Consider the following 13,972-nt stretch of genomic DNA (forward strand, 5'->3'; position numbering starts at 1 on the left):
TCATACTATATCTTGATCTCAGCCGGTCAATCGGAATCGTGCTCCACTTGCGGAACGCACCGAGAACGCCTATCCTCCCGTTCATGATTTGTTTATGAACCCGCGGCATCATGCTCGGGTTCGGTCGTGGCGCGACGCGGGCGGGCGGCGCCGGGGGGCTTCCATGCTGACCAAGAAACAGAGCGATCTGCTGCGCTTCATCCATGAGCGCCTGAAGGAGACCGGCGTGCCGCCCTCCTTCGACGAGATGAAGGACGCGCTCGATCTGCGCTCCAAATCCGGCATTCACAGGCTCATTCTCGCGCTCGAGGAGCGCGGCTTCATTCGCCGTCTGCCCAATCGCGCCCGCGCGCTCGAGGTGCTGCGCCTGCCCGAATCGGCGACGCCCCGCGTCGCCGCGCGCGGCGGCAAATTCTCGCCTTCGGTCATAGAGGGCGCGCTCGGCCGCGTGCGGCCCGTTCCCGCCGGCGAGCCCGAGTCCGATCAGCAGGTGGCGATTCCGGTCATGGGCCGCATCGCCGCCGGCACGCCCATTTCCGCTCTGCAGAATCGCAGCCACACCATCAGCCTGCCGCCGGATATGCTCGGCGGCGGCGAGCATTTCGCGCTCGAGGTGCGCGGCGATTCGATGATCGAGGCCGGCATTCTCGACGGCGACGTCGTCGTGGTGAAGAAGCAGGACAGCGCCGACACCGGCGATATCGTCGTCGCCCTCATCGACGAGGAGGAGGCGACATTGAAGCGCCTGCGCAAGCGCGGCGCCTCCATCGCGCTCGAGGCCGCCAATCCGGCCTATGAGACGCGCATTTTCGGGCCGGATCGCGTCCGCATCCAGGGGCGTCTGGTCAGCCTTCTGCGCAAATACTGAGAGCCTCGCGCCGCCACGATCTCGCCGCCCTTTGCCGCCATGGTCCGGCCTCGCGCGCTTTTGGCGCGCGGGCCTTTTCGCGTCGCGGCCGAGCGATTAAGGCATGTTGTTTCGTGTCGCGCCCTCGCCGAGGGCGCGCGCTGCGTCGCCAGCGGCCCGCGGCCGCCCCGCTTTTTTTCATGGACGATGGAATGTCGCACTCGACTGGCCCGATGCGCGAAATCGAAGGATCGAAGCCCTTGGGCCAAAGCCGCCGCCTGTCTCTCCCGCGCCTGCCGCGCCGCTGGCTGATCGCTCTCGGCGCGGTCGCCGCAGTGGCGCTCGGCGCGGCCCTCGCGCCCTGGACCTTCTCGACCAATGCGCTGCTCGAGGAGATTTCCGGCCAGCTCAACGCCTCCTCCGGCCTGTTCATCGCCGCCAAGGGCCGCTCGACCTTCTCGCTGCTGCCGCGCCCGCACATCACCATAGACAGCATCGCCTTCGCCGATCCGACCGCGGCGCTGACCATCGAGGCGGACCGGCTGCACGGCAATGTGCTTCTGCTGCCTCTGCTCGCCGGCCGCCTGGAAATCGCCGATATCGAGCTCATCCGCCCGTCGATAGAGGTCGATCTCGATCGCAAGCCGATGAGCACCTCCGGCGCCGCCGTGCGCGCCGCAGCGGCGCGGCCCTCGACGCCGGCGGCCGAGAAGGCCGATCGCGCCCGGCTCGGCGGCGTCTCCATCGTCTCCGGCGTCGCGCGCCTCAAATATTCGGGCGGCGAGGAGACGTTGCAGGACATTGACGCGACGCTCGACTGGCGCACCGTCGGCTCGCCGGCGACGCTCGACGCCGCTTTCTCCTGGGGCGGCGAGCGGCCGCGCGCCATGCTCTGGGTGCTGAAGCCCGGCGCGTTGCTGCGCGGCGAGCAGACGCCGGTCACGGTGCGGCTCGACTCGGACAGTGTGCGGCTGGAGGCGGAGGGCTTCGGCCAGCTCGGCGCCAAGCCGCGCTATATGGGGCGGATCACCGCCTCCTCGCCCTCGCTGCGCCATGCGCTCGGCCTCGCCAAGGTGAGCGCGCCGCTGCCCGGCCCGTTCGAGAATGTGCAGCTCTCCGCCAAGGCCAGCGTCGGCCTGCGCGATTTTCAGCTCACCGATGTGAAGCTCTCGGCCGACGACAATGAATTCGAGGGCTCCTTCGCGCTGCGTCACGAGGGCGACAAGCCCATCGTCCATGCGACGCTCGCCAGCAATTTCGTGTCGCTGAAGCCGATGATCGCCGATCTGCCGGCGCTCTCCGGCGCCGACGGCCAATGGAGCCGCGACGCTTTCGCCTTGCCGGATATTCAGGACGCCGATGTCGATCTGCGCCTTTCGGCGACGCGCGCCCGCATCTTGCGGCTGAACCTCGAGGACGCCGCTCTGTCGCTGCTGCTGCGCGGGGGCCGGCTCGAGGTCGCGCTCGCGGAGGCGCAGGCCTATAAGGGGACGGTGAAGGGCCGCGCCACTTTCGCCGCCAATGCGGCGGGCGCGCTGGAATTCCACGGCAATGCGCAGCTGACCGGCGTCGACGCCGGCGCGCTCGCCTGGGACCTCGCCGCCCGGCCAGATCTCGGCGGCGCGCTGGACGCCAATTTCACGCTCGACGCCACCGGCGACTGCGTCGCGCAGATCATGCGCGATCTCGACGGCCGCGCCACCCTTACGCTGAGCGAGGGCGAGGTCGGCGGCATAGATCTCGAGCGCGCGCTGCGCCGCGTCGACAAGCGGCCCTTGTCGAGCGCGATGGACATTCGCTCCGGCCATTCGCTGGTGGATCGCGCCAGCGCGACCATCAAGATCGTCAAGGGAACGGCCAATGTAGAGGACGGGCAGGCGCATGGGCCGGGCTTCGCGCTGGCCTTCGCCGGCCAAACGCGCATTCCCGAGCGCAGCCTCGCGATGAAGGCGCAGGCCAATGAGGCCGACGCCGCCGGCAAGCCGCGCGAGAAGGGCGTGCAGATCGGCTTCGATCTCTCCGGCCCCTGGGACGATCCCGTCTTCGCGCCGGACGCCGCCGCGCTGATCAAGCGCTCCGGCGCCGCCGCGCCGCTGCTGCCGCGCGTGGAGCCGGAGGCGGGCGCGACGAAGGAGCGGTGAGGGGCCTCACCCCGCCCCGCCGCCCTTGGCGCGTCCGCGCGTGAGCAGCGCGGATAGGCCGAGCGCGATGGCGACGAAGCCGAGCAGCAGCGTCGAAATGGCGTTGACCTCCGGCGAGACGCCGAGCCGCACTTGCGAATAGATGCGCATCGGCAAGGTGGTGGCGCCGGGGCCGGTGGTGAAGCTCGCGATGACGAGATCGTCGAGCGAGATGATGAAGGTGAGGAGATAGGCGCTGACGACCGAGGGCGCGATCAGCGGCAGAGTGACGAGCGCGAAAGCGCGCACCGGCGTCGCGCCGAGATCCATCGCCGCTTCCTCCAGCGTGCGGTCGCAGCCTTTCAGCGCGGCGTGGATCATCACTGTCGCGAAGCACATCGTAAAAGACGCATGCGCCAGCACCAGCGTGAAGAATCCGCGCTCGACGCCGAAGGCGACGAAGACCAGCAGCAGGCCGAGGCCGAGCACCACTTCCGGCATCACCAAAGGCGCATAGATGGAGCCCGCGAAGAGCGTGCGCGAGCGGAAGTCGCCGAAGCGCGCCAGCGCCAGCGCGGCCAGCAATCCGTTGAGCGTCGCGATCAGCGCCGAGAGCGCCGCCGCGGCGAGGCTGATTTCGGCTGCGCGCAACATCTGCTCGTCATGGAGCAGGGCGGCGTACCATTTGGTCGAGAAGCCGCCCCACACCGTCACCAGCCGCGAGGCGTTGAAGCTCATCGTCGCCAATATGACGATCGGCCCATAGAGAAAGCCGAAGCCGAGAAGCAGCGCGGCGAGGCGCAGAAGACGCGCGCCGCTCATCGCTTGCCCGCGCGCAATTGCGCGCGCTCATAGAGAAGAATGGGGACGAGCAGCAGCGCCAGCAGCGCCACTGCCGCGGCGGAGGCCGCCGGCCAATCGCGATTGGCGAAGAAATCATTCCAGAGCGTGCGGCCGATCATCAGAGTGTCGGAGCCGCCGAGAAGATCGGGAATGACGAATTCGCCGACCGAGGGAATGAAGACGAGCAGCGCGCCGGCGATGATTCCGCGGCGCGACAGCGGCAGAGTGACATGCAGAAAGACTTGGAACGGCGTCGCGCCGAGATCGGCGGCGGCTTCGCGCAGCGACGCGTCCTGCCCCTCGATCGCCGCATAGAGCGGCAGCAGCATGAAGGGCAGATAGGAATAGACGATGCCGACGACCACTGCGCCGCTGGTCGCGAACATCGGGACCGGCGCGTCGATGAGGCCGAGCGCCATCAATGCATGATTGATGATCCCTTCGTCCTTCAGCAGCGTGATCCAGGCGTAGACGCGGATCAGAAAGCTCGTCCAGAATGGCGCGACGGCGAAGCCGATGAGAATGGTGCGCCAGCCGCGCGGCGCCCGCGCTATGGCGAGCGCGAAAGGATAGGCGATGAGAAGGCAGATCAGCGTCGCGACGCCGGCGATGGTCAGCGAGGAGAGATAGGAGTCGAGATAGAGCGAATCCTCGGCGAGGCCGCGATAGGCGTCGAGGCCGAGCTGCGAGAGCTTCTCGAACAGGCCGGCGACGCTCGCGCCGTCGAAGACGGGCTCATAGGGCGGTCGCGTCTGCGCCGGATGCGACAGCGAGATTTTGACGATCAGCGCGAAAGGCGCGAGGAAGAACAGCGCGATCCAGGCGTAGGGCGCGGCGATGACGAGCATCTCGCCGCGCGTGAGCCTGCGTCTTTTGCCGCCCTCCGGCATCATTCGCTCGCGAAAATGCGCCCGGCTTCGGGCGCGATGGAGATGCGCGCCGCATCGCCGACGCTGAATGGCGCGCCGCTGTTCGCGCCGCGCGAGACCCGCAAAGCCTCACCGCCGGAAAGACGCAGACGAAAATGCGTCGTCTCGCCGCGAAAGGCGACGTCTTCCACTATGCCGTCCAAGCCCGCGCTTTCATCGCTCGCCGGCGCGATGGCGATGCGCTCCGGCCGCACGGCGAGCACGGCTTTCGCGCCTTGCGAGAGACCGTCGCCTTCCGCCGGCAGGCGGCCGAAGGAGCCGACGAAGACGCCATTCTCGATGCGCCCCTCGAGGAAATTCATCTGGCCGATGAAGCCGGCGACGAAGCGCGTTGCGGGGCGCTCATAGACCTCTGTCGGCGCGCCGATCTGCTCTATGCGGCCGGCGCGCATCACGGCGATGCGATCGGCCATCACCAGCGCCTCGTCCTGATCGTGTGTGACGACGACGAAGCTCGTCTTCAGCCTGCGCTGGATTTCCTTGATCTGAAATTGCGTCTCCTCGCGCAATTGCCGATCGAGCGCGCCCAAAGGCTCGTCGAGCAGCAGCAGCCGCGGGCCGGGCGCGAGTGCGCGGGCGAGCGCGACGCGCTGGCGCTGGCCGCCGGAGAGACGGTCGGGCCTTCGCGTCTCGACGCCCTCGAGCCGCACGATCTGCAAGAGCTCGGCGACGCGGGCGGCGATCTCCGCTCTGCCCTTGCCCTGGCGGCGCAGGCCGAAGGCGATATTGTCGAAGACGGAGAGATGCGGAAACAGCGCATAGGATTGGAACATGAGATTGACCGGGCGCCGATGCGGCGGCGCGCCGCTCACATCGGCGCCGCCGATCTCGATGCGGCCGGCGTCCAATGTCTCGAAGCCGGCGACGAGGCGCATCAGCGTGGTCTTGCCGCAGCCGGAGGGGCCGAGCAGAGCGAAGAATTCGCCGGCGCCGACCTCGAGCGACACGTCCTCGAGCGCCGCGATCGCGCCGAAGCGCTTGGACGCGCCTTTGATCGAGAGTAGCGGCGCGTCGGTCATTTCGCTCCCGTTCTGCGATCACCGTGTAGCGAGCCTGAAGGCTCGCGGTCCGGGCGCGCGCTCTTGGACCGCGAGCCTTCAGGCTCGCCGATCCCGTCAGCCGTCCCGGCGGAAGGCCGCGCGCCAATGGCGGACCATTGCGTTCGTCGCGGAAATATCCTCGAGCGTCTCGCAACGCAAGCCGCCGACGGCGAGCGCGTCCATGCGGCTCGGCGGCAGCGGCCAAGGCGGGCCGCCCACCTCTTGGCCCTCGTCGCGGGCGCGGGCGATGACGAGCAGCGTTCCGCCCGGCGCGATGAGGCCGGCGAGCGCCTGCGCCGCCGCATCCAGCAGCGTGTCGGGCAGGGCTTGCAGCGTGTAGCATTCATGGACGAGATCGAAGCCGCCGCGCCATTCCTCCGGCGCGGCGAAGAGATCGGCGGAGCGATAATCGACGGCGCTCTGCGGAAAGCGGCGCTTCGCCCAGGCGACGGCCTCCTCCACGAGATCGAAGGCGGTCACGCGCGCGCCGGCGGCGGCGAGCGCCTCGGCGTTGTCGCCGAGACCGCAGCCGATATCGAGAGTGCGCAACCCGTCGAGGCGCCGGGTCGCGAGCCAGTCGGCGAGCAGCGGATGCGGCGCGAGATGCGCCCATGGCACGCCGGCGGCGTCGCCCTCGGCGAGGCGATAGACGGCCTCGAACCAATCCTTGCGCTGTGGATCGGCCGCGACGCCGCCGGGCGTCTTATGCGGGTCGATCTCGTCGAGACGGGCTCGCGCAGCGGCGCGGCGCGCGAAAAACTCCTCGGTCACGCCTGCTTCTCCCATTTGCCTTCCTCGCTCTGGCGCCAATAGGAGAGCGTGTGGCCTTCCGTCTTCAGCTGCCGCCATTGCGCGCGCGCGGCCTGCACCGCCGCCTCGTCATTGCCGTCGAACATGAGTATGGCGCGCTCCTCCGGCGCGCTCGCAGTGTCGGCGAGCACGGGGGCAAGCTCCGCATTTTCCACGAAGAAGCGGACATGGGCGCGATTGGGATTGTCGCGGCCGATGGTGAGGAAGATCGGCTGCGTCTCGGGATCGTCGTCCTTGGCCGTGCCATGCGGCAGAAAGCTCTCCCCCGCATAGGACCAGAGCAGATCGTCGAGCGCCTCCAGCCGCCGCGCGCTGGTCGCCTGCACCACGACGCGCCAGTCGCGCGCCAGCGACAGCTCGAGCAGCTTGGGCAGGGCGCTCTCCAGCGGGAGGCGCTGGAGATGGTAGAACCAGACATCCGTCATGGCGAGAGCTTCCATGCTTCGCGCGTCGAAGGGCTATGGGGTTTCACACGTCGCGAGACGCGATGGCGGTCATGGCCGGGCTTGTCCCGGCCATCCACGCCAAGCAGCTGAGAAACCGAAGGAAAGCGCCCGCGATCGACGGATTTAGTCCACGGCCGGCGTCGTCGGAGGGTCAGCGTTCCCCTGAGCTTTTTAGATGCCTCGGCCTCCTGGCGTGGGTGGCCGGGACAAGCCCGGCCATGACGCCGCGGGTGCGAGCAGGATGGCGCATTCGATGGCCATCGAGGGGGAAGCTCCGCTGCTGGGCTCCTCGCGACGACGCCCATCATTCCAGCTCGCATCTTATCGGCACATGGTCGGAGGGTTTGGCGCCGGCGCGCAATTCCTTGTCGATAGTCACGCTCTGCAAGCGATCGGCGGCCTGCGGCGAGAGCAGAAGATGGTCGATGCGAATGCCATTGTTCTTCTGCCAGGCGCCGGCCTGATAATCCCAGAATGTGTAGAGCCCGGCGGCGTCGGTGGAGGCGCGCAGCGCCTCCGTATAGCCGAGGTTCAGCAGCTCCTGGAATTTGGCGCGCGTCTGCGGCAGGAACAGCGCGTCGCCGGCCCAGGCTTTGGGGTCGTGGACGTCGCCCGCCGCGGGAATGACATTGTAATCGCCGGCCAGAACCACAGGCTCCTCCAGCGCCAGAAGGCTCGCCGCATGGGCGATGAGGCAGTCCATGAAGGCGAGCTTGTATGTGTATTTCTCTGTGTCCGGCGGATTGCCGTTGGGCAGATAGATGCTGGCGACGCGCAACGCGCCATGATCGGTGGAGACCACGGCCTCTATGTAGCGCGCCTGCGGATCATGCTCGAATTTCGGCAGGCCGCGCACCACCTCTATCGGCGTCTTGGAGAGGATGGCGACGCCGTTGAAGGTCTTCTGCCCATGCGTCTCGACATTATAGCCGAGGTCCTCGATCTCGGCGCGCGGGAAGGCCTTGTCCTCGCATTTGATCTCTTGCAGGCACAGCACGTCCGGCGCGACCGCGCGCAGATAGGCGGTGAGCGGCTCCAGCCGCTGGCGGACGGAATTGACGTTCCAAGTGGCGATGCGCAAGGCGGGCTCCCGGTCATGGACCGGACCTCGTCATAGCGCGCGCGCCGCCGGAATGAAACGTTCCGCTCCAATTGTCGTCACAGGTCGGGGCTATATGCTCGCCTCGAGCCCGGAGCCCCCGAATGTTCGTGAAATCTCGCGTCACCACCGTCGTCTTCGATGTCGGCAATGTGCTGGTCGATTGGAATCCCCGCTATCTCTATCGCAAGCTCTTCGACGATTCGCAGGCGATGGAGCGCTTCCTCGGCGAGGTCTGCACCTCGGATTGGAATCTGGAATTGGATCGCGGGCGGCCCTTCGCCGAGGCGGTGGCCGAGCGCGTCGCGCTCTATCCCGATCTCGCCGATCTCATTCGCGCCTATGATACGCGCTGGAGCGAGATGATCGCCGGGCCGATCGCGGGGACGGTGGCGCTGCTGGAGCGGCTCGCCGCGCGTGGGACGCCGCTCTATGCGCTCACCAATTTCTCGGATGAGAAATATGTGGAGACGTTCCCGCGCTTCGATTTTTTCCAGCGCTTCGCGGGCGTCGTCGTTTCCGGCCGTGTGGGGCTGCTGAAGCCCGACGCCGCCATCTATCGGCTGCTGCTCGAGAGCTATGGGCTCGATCCGGCCGCTTGCATTTTCATCGATGATTCGGCGGCCAATGTGGAAGGCGCGCGCGCTGTGGGAATGCATGCGACGCGCTTCGAGAGCCCGGAGCAGGTCGAGCGGGAGCTGTCGGAGCTGGCGCTGCTGTGAGCGGCGCGCTCAGCCGCCGAGCGCGGCCGAGATTTCCGCGACGATTTGCTCGGCGGCGGCGCGTGGGGCGGGCGCCTGCGTCACCGGCCGGCCGACGACGAGATGGTCCGCCCCGGCGGCGATGGCCTCGCCCGGCGTCATCACCCTCTTTTGATCGCCGAGCGCGGCGCCGGCGGGGCGCACGCCGGGCGTCACCAGCGCCATTTTAGGCCCGACGAGCGCGCGAATCGGCGCCACCTCCTGCGGCGACAGGATCAGCCCGTCGATTCCCGCATCCTTGGCCTGAGTCGCACGGCGCGACACCAGCTCGGCGACGCCGATGGAATAGCCGGCCTCGGCGAGATCGGCATCGTCATAGGAGGTCATCACCGTGACGGCGAGCAGCCGCAGGCCGCCATCGCCCGCGCCCTGGCGGGCGGCGCGCATCGTCTGCGGAAAGCCGTGAATGGTGAGGAAATCCGCGCCGAGCCGGGCGATCTGCCGCGTCGCGCGCTCCACCGTCTGGCCGATGTCGTGGAGCTTGAGATCGACGAAGACGTTTTTACCCTTCGCCTTCAGCTCCCCTACTAGCGGCAGGCCGCCGCCATAGGCCAGCTCCATGCCGATCTTGTAGAAGGAGACCGAATCGCCGAGCCGCGCGACCAGCGCCCGCGCCGCTTCCACGCCATCGACGTCCAGCGCGACGATCAGCCGATTGCGCGCAATGTCTGCGTCCGAGCCCATGCTCGCGCTCCTCTCCAAGTCGAAGCCGTCCAAGTCTAGGCCGTCCAAGTCGCGCCAATCCAAGTCGCGCCCGTCCAAGTCAGCTCGGCGGCGTCAGCCATTTGCTCATCAGCACGCGCGGCGCGACCTCATAGCCGAGGCGCTCATAGAAGAGACGACGCCAGTATTGGTCTCCCGCACGAGCAGCTGCGCTTTGACGACGCCGCGCTGGCGCAGCCACTCCTCGGCGGCTTTCGCCATCTCGCGGCCGACCCCGACGCCGCGCGAATCTGGATCCGACGCCAGATAATAGAGCCAGCCGCGATGGCCGTCGTGGCCGACCATGACGGCGCCGATGATGCGGCCCGCGCCATCCATGCTGATGAGCACATCCGAACTCGGGCCGGCCTTGGCGAAGCGGAAATCCGCGGCCGGATCATTATAGCTGACCACGAGGCGGCAAGCGCGCCAAAGCGCGACAATGGCGGCCTCGTCCTCGCGAGCGGCGCTGCGAATCGCCAGACTCATGGGCTCCTCGCGTCGCCGCCGCGCGCGTCACCCGGCCTTGCGGCCGTAGCGCCACACGCGCGCCGGCGGAATATTCGCCCACACCTGCGAGCCCACGGCGGTGAAGGCGGAGCCGTCGGGATGGCGCTTCAGCGGCATGGGCGAGAACAGGCCATAGGTGAACTGAATGATGATGCCGCCCGGCGCCATCATCTCGAAGCCCTGGTCGAGCAGGCGGAGCCGGTCCGATTCGGGCTGGTTGAGCAGCGGCAGGCTGGAGACGATGGTGGAGATCGGCCCGGCGAGCTTGCCGGCCAGCGTCTGCTTCAGCGAATAGGCGTCGCCCTGCACCACCTCGACGCCCGGAAAGCGCTGGCGCAAAAGATCGCAGAAAGCGGTCTCATATTCCACCAGCAGCAGGCGCGAGGCGGGAACGCCATGCTCCAGCAACGCCTGCGTGACCGGGCCGGTGCCCGGTCCGAGCTCGACGATCGGCCCTTCGCGGGAAAGATCGACATAGCTCGCCATGGCGCGGGCGAGCATGGGGCCCGAGGGCGAGACGGCGCCGACGCCGCGAGGATTTTCCATCCAGGACCGCAGAAAGCGCGCATTATCGGCGAGAGCGGATTTCAGTGGCTCGATATTCAGTGACACGCTGAGACAGCCCCTCGATCGTTCCAGACGCGCGCGACCATGTATGAGGTCGCACGCCCGGTCAATGGCGCCCGCCTCATTTGCCGAACAGCTCTTTCATCTTCGCGAAGAAGCCGGTGGCCTCGGGATGCGTCTGGTGGGACGATTCTTCCTCGAACTCGGTCAGCAGCTCGCGTTGGCGCTTGGTGAGACTTTGCGGCGTCTCGACGCTGATCTGCACATAGAGATCGCCCGATTCGCGTCCGCGCAGCAAAGGCATGCCCTTGGCTTTCACCTTGATCTGCTTGCCGGTTTGCGCGCCCTCGGGAATTTTGATCTCGGTCTCGCCGCCGTCGATCGTATGGACGGTGATCTTGCCGCCGAGCGCCGCGCGCACCATTGAGATCGGCACGCGGCAATAGAGATCGGCGCCGTCGCGCTGGAAGAAGCTGTGCGGCTTCACCGACAGGAAAATATAGAGATCGCCGGACGGCCCGCCGCGCAGGCCGGCCTCGCCCTCGCCGGCGAGGCGGATGCGCGTGCCGTCCTCGACGCCGGGCGGCACATTGACGGAGAGCGTGCGCTCTATGGTGGCGCGGCCGGTTCCCGAGCAGGCGGAGCAGGGATTGTCGATCACCTCGCCGCGGCCCTGGCAGGTCGGGCAGGTGCGCTCTATGGCGAAGAAGCCCTGCTGGGCGCGAACCCGGCCATGGCCGGCGCAGGTGGGGCAGGTCTTGGGCTTGGAGCCTTTTTTGGCGCCGGCGCCGTCGCAAGCCTCGCAGGAGACGGAGGTCGGCAGCTTCAGCGTCGCCGCCTTGCCGTGGAAGGCCTCCTCCAGCGTGATCTCCATATTGTAGCGCAGGTCCGAGCCGCGCTCGCGGGCGGAGCCGCGGCCGCCGCCGCGCCGCCCCATCACCTCGCCGAAGAGATCGTCGAAAATATCGGCCATCGAGGCGGCGAAGCCGTCGCCGCCGCCGAAGCCGCCGCCGCCTTGCTCGAAGGCGGCATGGCCGAAACGGTCATAGGCGGCGCGCTTCTGCGTGTCGGAGAGGCATTGATAGGCCTCGTTGACCTCCTTGAAGCGCGCCTCGGCCTCGGCGTCGCCGGGATTGCGGTCGGGATGATATTGCATCGCGGCCTTGCGAAAGGCGATCTTGAGCTCGACGTCGGTCGAGGTCTTGGCGACGCCGAGAATTTCGTAGAAGTCGCGTTTGGACATGGGGTCGGTCGATAGGAGTTGGGGAAGGCGTCCTGCCGGCGGAGAGCCGAGGATCGCAGCCGATATAGGAACTCGGGAAATTTGTTACCACGGTTTGGCGGACGCGCCAAAGTCGTGTTTCCGAACCGGCTCCGCTCTTTCGCGCAGGGGCGCGCCGGCGGCGCGGCCGGTCACGCCGCCTGGAACAGCCGCAGGATGATCTGGCTGTTCTGATTGGCGATGGACATGGATTTCGCGGCGAGCTGCTGGCGCGTCTGCAAGGCCTGCAGCCGCGTCGACTCCTCATTGGCGTCGGCGTCCACCAGCGAGCCCACGCCCTGGTCCAGCGCCTCGCCCAGCGAGCGCATGAAATCATGCTGCGTGTCCAGCATGGATTTCGTCGAGCCGAGCCGCGCCGCATAATCGGTGAGATTGGCGATGGCGAGATCGGCGGCGGTCAGCGTGCTCGCATAATGGCCGCTCGCCAGCATTTGCGCATATTGCGCGTTGTTGGACTCCACTATGTCGGCGAAGCCGAAATAATTCGAGTAGCTCGAGCCGCCTGTGTTGATCGAATAGCCGACGGCGTCCTGCATGGACATGAAAAGCCCGGCGCCGGTCGGGTCGGTCTCGTTCGTCCAGGTGAAATTATTGAAAATCTTGCTGTCGTCGGCCGCGAGAACGCCAGTGTCATAGGTGGTGACGAATTGCGCGCCCAGCCGGTTCGTCGTCGTTATCGTCTTCAGCGCGAAGAGCTTGGTGGGCGTGAAGTCGACATTCGTGAGGCTCGACCCGGCGCCCTTGCCGTCGACATAGCCGGCGGTGAACCGAATATTCGTCTGCGAGCCGTCGAGCAGATTGACGCCGTCGAAGGTGGAGGCGGCGACGATCGAGCGCATCTGCGCGCTCGACGCGATCAGCGAGGCGGCGATCTTGCCGGTGTCGGAGCCCGCCTGCGCGGCCTGGGCGACTAGGCTCTTGATGTCGTTCATCACCGTGATGACGCGCTCGACGCCCGAGAGCGCCACGGCGAGCATTTGCGAGCCGACGCCGAGCGAATCGGTGATCGCGCTGGCGACGCCGCGGTCCGATTTCATCGTCTCGGCGATGCTCCAGGTGGAGGATTTGTCGGCCGCTGTGGAGATTTTCAGCCCGGTCGCGACCCGATTCTGGGTCTGCGCCAGCGCCGCTTGAGTGGCGCGCGCGCCCTGCAGCGCGATCGTCGCGGCGCTATTGGTGAGAATGCTCGACATCGCAACCTTTCGCGAAGGATCGATGTCGGTTTAACCATAAAAATTTAAAATTGCGCTTACGATTGTGGAGGAGGGAAGTTTCGCGTCGGTCTTGCGCGGGGAGCGATCAGTCGAGGGGAATTGTGCGGTCGTCGAGGATCGCCGTCAGTTCGGCGATCAGCTTCGGAAGATCGGCCGCTGCGGTGTCCCAGACGACGCGGAAATCCAGCTCGAAATAGCCGTGTGCGATCCGGTTGCGAACGCCCTTCATTTTGGACCAGGCCAAGTGCGAATGGGCGACGCGAAATTGTGGATGATCGCGTTCGATCCGCGTCGCCATCTCGCCGATGTTGAGGAGGCTCATCGCGACGGCTTGCTGTGTTCGGATATCGCCGAGAAAATCCTGCAGCTCCATGCCCTCGACGAAGACCGTTGCGCGGCTGGCGGCCTCGAGCATTTGCTCGAGGAGCACGCGGGGGCCGTAGGTTTTCATATGGGCCGGGCTTCGGCCAGAACGCGCTCGCGAAATTGGCGAGGCAGTTCCAATGGCGTGACGAGGTCCACCTTGACGCCGAGCAATTCTTCGAGCTCGACCTGCAATCCGCCGAGATCGAACAGGGTCGCTCCAGGCAGCGCGTCGACGAGAATATCGACATCGCTATTCTCTTGATCATCCCCGCGCAGCGCCGAGCCGAAAACGCGTGGATTCGTCGCTCGGCAGCGGTGGACCGCCGCGCGAATCGCATCGCGATGCATCTCGAGCGCGATCGAGGGTTTCATGATCCTGCTTCCCACGAGGCGTTTTTGTCGTAGGGCGGACCCACCATCAGCCGCCTCTCGACGC

At 67.0% G+C, this 13,972-nt stretch carries 16 protein-coding genes; 3 read left to right on the top strand and 13 right to left on the bottom strand.

Annotated features, from left to right (window positions below):
• The first annotated feature begins 163 nt into the window (after nt 1-163).
• Entirely contained in the window at nt 164-868 is a 705-nt protein-coding gene (lexA, locus tag METLW4_RS0101250) for a transcriptional repressor LexA (protein WP_018264383.1), read from the top strand.
• A gap of 239 nt (nt 869-1,107) precedes the next feature.
• Nucleotides 1,108-2,988, top strand: coding sequence for an AsmA family protein (locus METLW4_RS0101255; protein WP_245258386.1), 1,881 nt, complete (start codon nt 1,108-1,110; stop codon nt 2,986-2,988).
• Between the two features lie 6 nt (nt 2,989-2,994).
• Here the strand turns inward: METLW4_RS0101255 and METLW4_RS0101260 are convergent, their stop codons facing one another.
• From METLW4_RS0101260 to xth, 6 genes are all read right to left on the bottom strand, one after another.
• Complete coding sequence (locus METLW4_RS0101260; RefSeq protein WP_018264385.1) at nt 2,995-3,789, bottom strand: ABC transporter permease subunit; 795 nt, start codon at nt 3,787-3,789, stop codon at nt 2,995-2,997.
• Nucleotides 3,786-4,703: an ABC transporter permease gene (locus tag METLW4_RS0101265; protein WP_018264386.1), complete on the bottom strand. Its 918-nt coding sequence runs from the start codon at nt 4,701-4,703 to the stop codon at nt 3,786-3,788. Before METLW4_RS0101265 ends, METLW4_RS0101260 begins: the two co-directional genes overlap by 4 nt.
• Nucleotides 4,700-5,758, bottom strand: a complete 1,059-nt coding sequence (locus METLW4_RS0101270; protein WP_018264387.1) for an ABC transporter ATP-binding protein — start codon at nt 5,756-5,758, stop codon at nt 4,700-4,702. The genes METLW4_RS0101265 and METLW4_RS0101270 overlap by 4 nt, the downstream gene beginning before the upstream one ends.
• A 96-nt stretch (nt 5,759-5,854) precedes the next feature.
• The gene (locus METLW4_RS0101275; RefSeq protein WP_020493698.1) at nt 5,855-6,565 is read right to left on the bottom strand and encodes a class I SAM-dependent methyltransferase; all 711 of its coding nucleotides are present in this window, start codon (nt 6,563-6,565) and stop codon (nt 5,855-5,857) included.
• Nucleotides 6,547-7,014, bottom strand: coding sequence for a DNA polymerase III subunit chi (locus tag METLW4_RS0101280; RefSeq protein ID WP_026191158.1), 468 nt, complete (start codon nt 7,012-7,014; stop codon nt 6,547-6,549). Before METLW4_RS0101280 ends, METLW4_RS0101275 begins: the two co-directional genes overlap by 19 nt.
• 325 nt (nt 7,015-7,339) lie before the next feature.
• A complete protein-coding gene (xth, locus tag METLW4_RS0101285; RefSeq protein WP_018264390.1) occupies nt 7,340-8,116 on the bottom strand; it encodes an exodeoxyribonuclease III in 777 nt (258 codons plus the stop codon).
• 122 nt (nt 8,117-8,238) lie between these two features.
• On the opposite strand from xth, the gene METLW4_RS0101290 reads away from it, so the two are divergent.
• Complete coding sequence (locus METLW4_RS0101290) at nt 8,239-8,856, top strand: HAD family hydrolase (RefSeq protein ID WP_018264391.1); 618 nt, start codon at nt 8,239-8,241, stop codon at nt 8,854-8,856.
• 9 nt (nt 8,857-8,865) lie between these two features.
• On the opposite strand, the gene pyrF is transcribed toward METLW4_RS0101290, so the two are convergent.
• The 7 genes from pyrF to METLW4_RS0101325 form a co-directional block, all read right to left on the bottom strand.
• Nucleotides 8,866-9,579, bottom strand: a complete 714-nt coding sequence (gene pyrF, locus METLW4_RS0101295; protein WP_026191159.1) for an orotidine-5'-phosphate decarboxylase — start codon at nt 9,577-9,579, stop codon at nt 8,866-8,868.
• 108 nt (nt 9,580-9,687) lie between these two features.
• Nucleotides 9,688-10,086 carry a GNAT family N-acetyltransferase gene (locus METLW4_RS23605; RefSeq protein WP_245258387.1) on the bottom strand — a complete coding sequence of 133 codons (399 nt, stop codon included), beginning with the start codon at nt 10,084-10,086 and terminating at the stop codon, nt 9,688-9,690.
• Nucleotides 10,087-10,113: 27 nt separating this feature from the next.
• On the bottom strand, nt 10,114-10,719 hold the full coding sequence (locus tag METLW4_RS0101305; protein ID WP_018264393.1) for a class I SAM-dependent methyltransferase: 606 nt from the start codon (nt 10,717-10,719) through the stop codon (nt 10,114-10,116).
• A 76-nt stretch (nt 10,720-10,795) separates the two neighbouring features.
• Entirely contained in the window at nt 10,796-11,917 is a 1,122-nt protein-coding gene (gene dnaJ / locus METLW4_RS0101310; protein WP_018264394.1) for a molecular chaperone DnaJ, read from the bottom strand.
• A 170-nt stretch (nt 11,918-12,087) separates the two neighbouring features.
• Nucleotides 12,088-13,149: a flagellin N-terminal helical domain-containing protein gene (locus tag METLW4_RS0101315; RefSeq protein WP_018264395.1), complete on the bottom strand. Its 1,062-nt coding sequence runs from the start codon at nt 13,147-13,149 to the stop codon at nt 12,088-12,090.
• A 106-nt stretch (nt 13,150-13,255) separates the two neighbouring features.
• Nucleotides 13,256-13,585, bottom strand: a complete 330-nt coding sequence (locus METLW4_RS0101320) for a HepT-like ribonuclease domain-containing protein (protein WP_245258388.1) — start codon at nt 13,583-13,585, stop codon at nt 13,256-13,258.
• 32 nt (nt 13,586-13,617) lie between these two features.
• Nucleotides 13,618-13,908: a nucleotidyltransferase family protein gene (locus tag METLW4_RS0101325; protein ID WP_018264397.1), complete on the bottom strand. Its 291-nt coding sequence runs from the start codon at nt 13,906-13,908 to the stop codon at nt 13,618-13,620.
• Nucleotides 13,909-13,972: the final 64 nt, after the last annotated feature.

Source organism: Methylosinus sp. LW4 (assembly GCF_000379125.1).
Classification (GTDB): Bacteria; Pseudomonadota; Alphaproteobacteria; order Rhizobiales; family Beijerinckiaceae; genus Methylosinus.